The sequence below is a fragment of the Rhodococcus jostii NBRC 16295 genome, assembly GCF_001894825.1.
In the GTDB taxonomy this organism is placed as follows: Bacteria; Actinomycetota; Actinomycetes; order Mycobacteriales; family Mycobacteriaceae; genus Rhodococcus_F; species Rhodococcus_F jostii.
Genome location: NZ_BCWY01000042.1, coordinates 76,503 through 82,814, shown reverse-complemented (window position 1 = coordinate 82,814; position 6,312 = coordinate 76,503). Strand labels below are relative to the sequence as shown.

The following is a 6,312-nucleotide window of genomic DNA, read 5'->3' as shown; positions in this document are numbered from 1 at the left end:
ACTGACGGTGGCAGCCTGCGGAGATGGTGTGAGACCTCCCCGCACATAAAGTGTGGGGAGGCGACTGTCGGTGAAACAGGAACCTCGGGACGCGAGTCCCGAGGGGAATCTCGGTCGTTCACGGCCGAGAGGACGTCAAATCCACTCGACGTCGTCGTCGAAGTAACTCATAGCCGTCTCGGCGTCTCCCGCCGAGTAGGCCGAATACCCTCTCTTGGCGGTCTCGATGTTCTGCTCGACTGACATGGCTGCCCCTCACGGTTGGTCCACTAGCCCTACCCGAGTACAGGCGCAGTAAACCTCGCGTTCGTCGATGCTGCGATTGTTCGGCGTCAGCGGCATTCGTCTCTCGATTCTGGTAGGTGGTTCAGGCGCGTCGGACAGGCATGATCGATCGGACCCGCGCGTCACGCAGGTACAGCCCGCCCCACACGAAGATGCCGACATAGATCGGGAACAGGGTGGTGCTGATGATCGGCTGCTCGGTGAGCATGTTGGTGGCGACCGCACCACCGAGGTATCCGGTGAGCAGCACCGCGCCCAGGATGGACGTGGCGGGCACGAGGTAGAGAATCAGGCACACCAGCAGAACCACCCCGATGACCCGGTTGAGGTTCTCGGCAAAGCCCAGTTCGGCCATCGCCTCGCGCACCATTTGAGTGTTCGCGATGTGGATGAGCGAGTCGAACAGGAGAAACAGCACCGCGAGGGCGCTGACGACGAGTCCGGCGACTCGGGTCTTCGTCGTGGTTCCGCCCGTCGGCGCCGGGGTCGCGTTGGAGGCTCCCGTGGAGGGTGGTGTCGATGTCATGAGGCCTTCTCCTTAGTTTTGATGAAGCTCACACCGCTGGCCTGAAACAGCGCGGCGTAACGCGGGCAGATCGGCCGCTCCCGCACGCTTCGTGTCTATTCACACCTGTACAGACCGGGGGCGACGGGAAAACTCACCGCGGCCAGGTCGTGTGCCGCGGGCTGAGACGCGGTTCCCCGGCGGCACGTCACACGCGGGGGCCGGCGGCGCCCGGTTCTCCGAGTTCGCCACCCGGGTGCAACTCCACCGCAACGACCCCCGCCCGCTCGGCGTGGTGGACGAACTCGGCGCCCGGACCGAAGAACAACCGGGGGCGCACTGCGTCGAGGCCGATCGGCCACAGTGTGCCGTAGTGGATCGGCACCGCCAGGCCGGCCTCCACCAGCCGCGCGACGACTGCGGCCCGAGACGGGTCGAGGTGACCGTTGCCGAGAGTCGGACCCCAGCCCCCGACGGGGAGCAGTGCGAGGTCCACCGGGCCGACGTGGTCGGCGAGGTCCGGGTACAGGTCGGTGTCGCCGGCAAAGTAGGTCCGCCGGTCCCCGTCGACGACGTACCCGATCGCCGGCGCGAACTCCGGGCCGCGCCGCCAGCGTCGGCCGTCGTGTCGGGCGGGCACGGCGCGCACGGTGACCTTGCCGATCCTTGTCTCGTCGCCGGGCCGCAGCAGCACGAGGCGGTCGGCGAACTGGCGCAGCGCGGGCAGGCCGTCGATTGCCCGCCACGGTGCCACGATCGGAACGTCCGGATCGAGCAGCCGCAGCGACGGCAGGTGGGTGTGGTCGGCGTGCAGGTGGGAGAGCAGGACGGCGTCCGGGTTGCGCACGTGCGGCCCGATCGGCGAGGGCCCCCGGCGGCGGCGCAGGTGCGCGACGCGGTCGGTCAGCACCGGATCGGTCAGGACGACCGTCCCGCGGTCCGTGATCAACGCGCTGGCGTGTCCGAGCCAGCGCACACCGAATGCGGCGGCATTCGAACCCGGCGTCGCGGTCACGACCCTTACGATTCCAGACGAGGGAAGGGAGTGCGATGCGCACGGTGGGCGGCGTGGTGCGGGTGCTCGTCGAGTTCCTCGTGCTCTGGGGGTTGTCGGCGCTCGCGCTCATCGTGCTCGACCGCATCCTCGGCGGCATCACCCTGGACCAGTCGAGCTTCACTCCGCTACCGACGCTTCCGGCTGCGCTGGCGCTCGCGTTGGTGTTCGGCCTGCTCAACGCCGCACTGTGGCCGGTGATCATGCGGTGTATGTCGTGGATCGGCCCGGTGCTGCTGTTCGTCGGGGTGTTCCTCGCCGGCGGTGTGATCATGCTGTTGACGGTGTACCTGGTGCCGGTCGCGTCGGCGGACCAGCTGCGCGATGCGTTCTTCCTCGCGGCGCTGCTCTCGCTGTTCACCTCCGTCCTCTCGGGCGCAATCGCGTCCCGCTCCGATACCGCGTACCGGCTGATGCAGGTGCGCCGACAGCGGTTCCGGCTGCGTCGCAACTCCGCGCTCGTGGACGCGTCCCCGGGGCTGTTGTGCATCCAGATCGACGGCCTCGGCTACGACGTCCTGCGGCGCGCGATCGCCGACGGTGTCACACCCGGGCTGGCGAAATTGGTGCGCGAGACCCACCGGCTGGTGCCGTGGCACACCGACTGGAGCAGTCAGACGGGTGCGACCCAGCTGGGCGTGCTGCACGGCTCCAACCACAACGTGCCGGCGTTCCGCTGGTATGACAAGACGACCGGGCGCATCTCGGTGTTCAGCAACCCCGCCGACAACGAGCAGCGCGAACTCGAACGAACCGACATCCCGGGCCTGCTGGCGCACGACGGTGCGAGCCGCGGCAACCTGTTCACCGGCGGCGCGAACGACAACGTGCTCGTCGTCAGCCGCATGCGCGGTGCCCGCCTCGGCGGCGGCGCCGGCTACAGCGACTATTTCGCCGACCCGGCGAGCGCGCTGCGCACGTTCATCCGCATGTTCGCGGAACTGCAACGGGAACTACGCCAGTCACTGCGGCAGAAGCGAAAGGACATCCAGCCGCGCGTGCCGCGGGGCGGGGTTTATCCGTTCGTGCGGGCGTTCGCGACCGTGCTCGCCACCGACGTCGCTGCCGCCGCGGTGGTCGGCGATCTGATCAAGGGGCGCAGCGTCGTCTACGTCGACCTGATCGGCTACGACGAGGTGTCGCACCACTCCGGCATCTCCCGGCCCGAAACGCTCGCGGTGCTGACCAAACTCGACGACGTCATCGAGATGCTGCTCGCCGTGGTGCAGCAGGCCGATCGGCCCTACCGCGTCGTCGTGCTGTCCGACCACGGGCAGAGTCAGGGCGCAACCTTCCAGCAACGCTATGGGGAAACGTTGGGGCAGTTGGTTGTCCGACTTGCCGCGCAGCGCGAACCGGCTGCGGTGAAGCGTCACTGGTACGAGCGCGAATCCGATGTGTCCCGACAACCTGGGGCGGAGGGGCGCGGCTACGCCGCGGCCAGCGTGCACTCGCCGACTGCCGGCGAGGAGACGCACACCTCCGCAGGCGAGCCGATCGTGCTCGGCTCGGGCAACCTCGGCCTGGTCTACTTCCCGCATCTGCCCGGACGCGCCGACGTCAACGCCATCGAGGCTGCCCACCCCGGGCTGCTCACCGGGCTGCGCGAGCACCCCGGGATCGGCTTCCTGCTCGTTGCCGCCCCCGGCGGGTCCGTGGTGCTCGGGTCCCACGGACAGGTCGACGTGACGACCGGCGAGGTCACCGGCGAGAACCCGCTCGCGGTGATGGGCCCCGACGCGCTGGCGAAGGTGCGACGCACCGACACCTTCGACAACGTTGCCGACATCATGGTCGGCGGAGCCTACTGGCCCGACACCGACGAGGTCGCGGCGTTCGAGGCGCAGGTCGGCTCGCACGGTGGCATGGGCGGACCGCAGAGCACCCCGTTTCTCATCTACCCTGCCGACCTGCCCGCACCGCCCGACCCGCTGCACGGCGCCGAGGCCGTGCACCAGGTCCTCGTCGGCTGGCGGGATCTGTCGACGAAACCGCACGCAGCGGTGACGAAGCAGGACTCGACCACTCGCGCGGAGACCCTGTGACGCCTGACAGCCGGGGGCTGGCCGGGACAGACTGACCAGTGGCGCGACACAATTTCCTGAAGGTCATTGTCCGGGGTCGGGTCGTGCCTGTAGAACCGGCGCGGCGGCGGACAGCAGGGCGGCGCGGTCTCGGTTCAACGGGGGATAGATGCGTTGGGTGTTGATGGTGACCTTGGTGGCTTTAGCTTGCGCGCCGCGCGAGACGACCTGACGATCCCACCCCTCGGTGTATACCGCGCCCGCGCGTCCCAGGTCGAGAATCGTGGCGTACCAGGGAATCCGGAGCGGAAGCATCGGCTCCCCGAGCAGATCGCCGATGACGTTGTAGCCCGCATAGCGGCCCATCGGGCGCCCGTGCTGGCATGACATCACCGACAGGTGGTCGTCGTCCACGCGCGCCGCAGCGACGTCACCGGCGGCGAATACCCCGGGCGAGCCGATCACTCGCAGATAGTCGTCGACCGGCACGCGACCGAGCCGGTCGCGCTCGGCACCGAGTTGTGCGGTCAGCGGATTCGCCCGCATGCCCGCACACCAGACGACGGTGCACGCGGCCAGCATCTCCCCGGAAGAGAGCGTCACGCCGTGCTCGTCGACAGCTGCGACGCCGACACCGGTCATCGTCTCGACGCCGTTGTCGGACAGCGCCGCTTCGATCACCGGTCGCGCCGATGCCCCCATGTCGGAACCGACGTAGGGGTTGTGGTCGATCAGCACCACCCGCGGTTCGCCGTTGCGTCCTGCGCACACCATTGCCAGCTTTCCGGGCAGCTCGGATGCCGTTTCGATACCCGTGAGGCCGGCGCCGACCACCACCGCGGTCGTCGCGCCGACTTCCGCTCGGCCGTCGGATAACGCGGCCAGGTGGCGCTGTAGCTTCATGGCTCCGTCGTAGGTGTCCACGTCGAAGCCGTATTCCCGCAACCCGGGGATCTCGGGTTTCGCCACCCGACTGCCCAGCGCCATGACCAGGCGGTCGTACCTCTGCGTGCTCGGTGCGCCGTGGCTCGTGACGGTGACGGTGCGCGCCGCGGGGTCGATCGCCGTCACCTCGGCGGTGATGTGCCCGACGCCGACCGGATCGAGCACGTCGCTCAGCGGGATGCGGCACGCGCTCAGGTCTGCCTCGTAGTTGCGGACCCGGATGTCATGGAACGGTTGCGCACTGATCACCGTGACATCGACGGTGTCCGACGCGTCGAGTTCGTCGAGCCGCCGCGCCGCTCCCAGTGCGGCCCACAGACCGGCGAACCCCGAGCCGAGGACGAGGACGCCGTGGGAATCAGTCACCCGTACATCGTGCCAGGTCTACGCCGGGGCGACCCGCTGAATTGTCGCGACGTCATTTCGGTTCCGAGACCAGCACACCGACGACCACCGCTGCGATTCGCAACCCCACCCGCGGGACCCGTGAACTCAGCCCTGCGTGAGCCGGGCTACCAGGTCGACGTAGCCCTGCTTGGCATCGGCGCTGCTAGTACCCGCCAACGTGGCCCAGGCGTCGTACTTGGCGCGGTTGACCATGTCGAGCCGACCGGGCCGTTTGCCTTCGACGTCACCCTTCGACCCCTGCTTGAACAGCGCGTACAGGCGCAGCAACTGATCGTTGGCCGGCCGCGAAGTGAGCTTCTTGACGTTCTCCTGTGCATCGGCAAACGCCTGATCCAAATCCGACATGGGCACCCCTGGCTCTCGGATGGACGATTCGACGCCATCGTAACGCCCGGAGTCTGCGGCGCGCGATCGTGTTGGGGCGGACCGAATCGCTGCGACGGGATACTGTGGGCCCGAGCACCTCGTCGGTCGACAGAGGAGAACGCCCATGCGCACCTTCGTTCATCTGGTCCTGTTCGTGTGTGCCATCGCGGTGGCGATCGGCGCCTTCCTTCCGATCGTCGGCGGAATACAGCCGAGTGACGTCGCGCTGGTCGATCTGCGCGACGGGTTCCCCACCGGGTTCACCTTCGAGCAGGTCGAAACTCAGGCCGTGGTCTTCTACAGGTCGATGACGGCGCTGCTGCTGTTGTCCGCGGTCCTGCTGCTGGCCGCCGCCCTGGTGGGTTCGCGCGGGGCCGGGTGGCTGGGCGTGATCGTGGGGATCGGCACCACCGCGGTGTTCCTGTGGCGGCTCAACGACCGTGCCGGCGACTTTGTCCGCGACAACTACGACAACTTGTTCAGCGGCCGTTGGGGGTTGTACCTCGCTGGCGGCGGCCTGATAGTCGCGCTGCTCGCCCTTCTTGTGCCGAAGGAACGGTCGACGGCGTGAAGCCGGGGGCGTTACGCCGAGCGGGAATTGGTGTGATGGCATGCGGCGATGGGGGTTCCATCGATATCGTCGACGAGGTGAGTGCGGGTTGAGATGCCTGTGCGTCACGGCGAGCGACGTGAACCGAGCCGCGGTGGTGGTCGGTCCCAAACTT

The 6,312-nt window shown here is 68.2% G+C and carries 6 protein-coding genes; 2 read left to right on the top strand and 4 right to left on the bottom strand.

Annotation, left to right across the window (positions count from 1 at the left end; all coding sequences use genetic code 11):
- Positions 1-367: 367 nt before the first annotated feature.
- Positions 368-811, bottom strand: coding sequence for a DoxX family protein (locus RJ1_RS25550; protein ID WP_073365089.1), 444 nt, complete (start codon positions 809-811; stop codon positions 368-370).
- Between the two features lie 187 nt (positions 812-998).
- Entirely contained in the window at positions 999-1,805 is an 807-nt protein-coding gene (locus tag RJ1_RS25545; protein ID WP_073365087.1) for an MBL fold metallo-hydrolase, read from the bottom strand.
- 35 nt (positions 1,806-1,840) lie between these two features.
- Between RJ1_RS25545 and RJ1_RS25540 the strand changes: the two genes are divergently transcribed.
- Positions 1,841-3,889: a phage holin family protein gene (locus tag RJ1_RS25540; RefSeq protein ID WP_073365085.1), complete on the top strand. Its 2,049-nt coding sequence runs from the start codon at positions 1,841-1,843 to the stop codon at positions 3,887-3,889.
- A gap of 63 nt (positions 3,890-3,952) precedes the next feature.
- Here the strand turns inward: RJ1_RS25540 and RJ1_RS25535 are convergent, their stop codons facing one another.
- Together RJ1_RS25535 and RJ1_RS25530 are read right to left on the bottom strand one after the other, a co-directional pair.
- On the bottom strand, positions 3,953-5,179 hold the full coding sequence (locus RJ1_RS25535) for an NAD(P)/FAD-dependent oxidoreductase (RefSeq protein WP_073365083.1): 1,227 nt from the start codon (positions 5,177-5,179) through the stop codon (positions 3,953-3,955).
- A gap of 126 nt (positions 5,180-5,305) precedes the next feature.
- On the bottom strand, positions 5,306-5,566 hold the full coding sequence (locus tag RJ1_RS25530; protein ID WP_073365081.1) for an acyl-CoA-binding protein: 261 nt from the start codon (positions 5,564-5,566) through the stop codon (positions 5,306-5,308).
- A 145-nt stretch (positions 5,567-5,711) separates the two neighbouring features.
- Between RJ1_RS25530 and RJ1_RS25525 the strand changes: the two genes are divergently transcribed.
- Positions 5,712-6,158, top strand: a complete 447-nt coding sequence (locus tag RJ1_RS25525) for a hypothetical protein (protein WP_073365079.1) — start codon at positions 5,712-5,714, stop codon at positions 6,156-6,158.
- The last annotated feature ends 154 nt before the right edge of the window (positions 6,159-6,312 follow it).

Excerpts from the sequence above, each read along its gene's own strand:
- RJ1_RS25550 (WP_073365089.1), bottom strand. The coding sequence starts at position 811 with ATGACATCGACACCACCCTCCACGGGAGCCTCCAACGCGACCCCGGCG.
- RJ1_RS25540 (WP_073365085.1), top strand. The coding sequence starts at position 1,841 with ATGCGCACGGTGGGCGGCGTGGTGCGGGTGCTCGTCGAGTTCCTCGTG.
- RJ1_RS25530 (WP_073365081.1), bottom strand. The coding sequence starts at position 5,566 with ATGTCGGATTTGGATCAGGCGTTTGCCGATGCACAGGAGAACGTCAAG.
- RJ1_RS25525 (WP_073365079.1), top strand. The coding sequence starts at position 5,712 with ATGCGCACCTTCGTTCATCTGGTCCTGTTCGTGTGTGCCATCGCGGTG.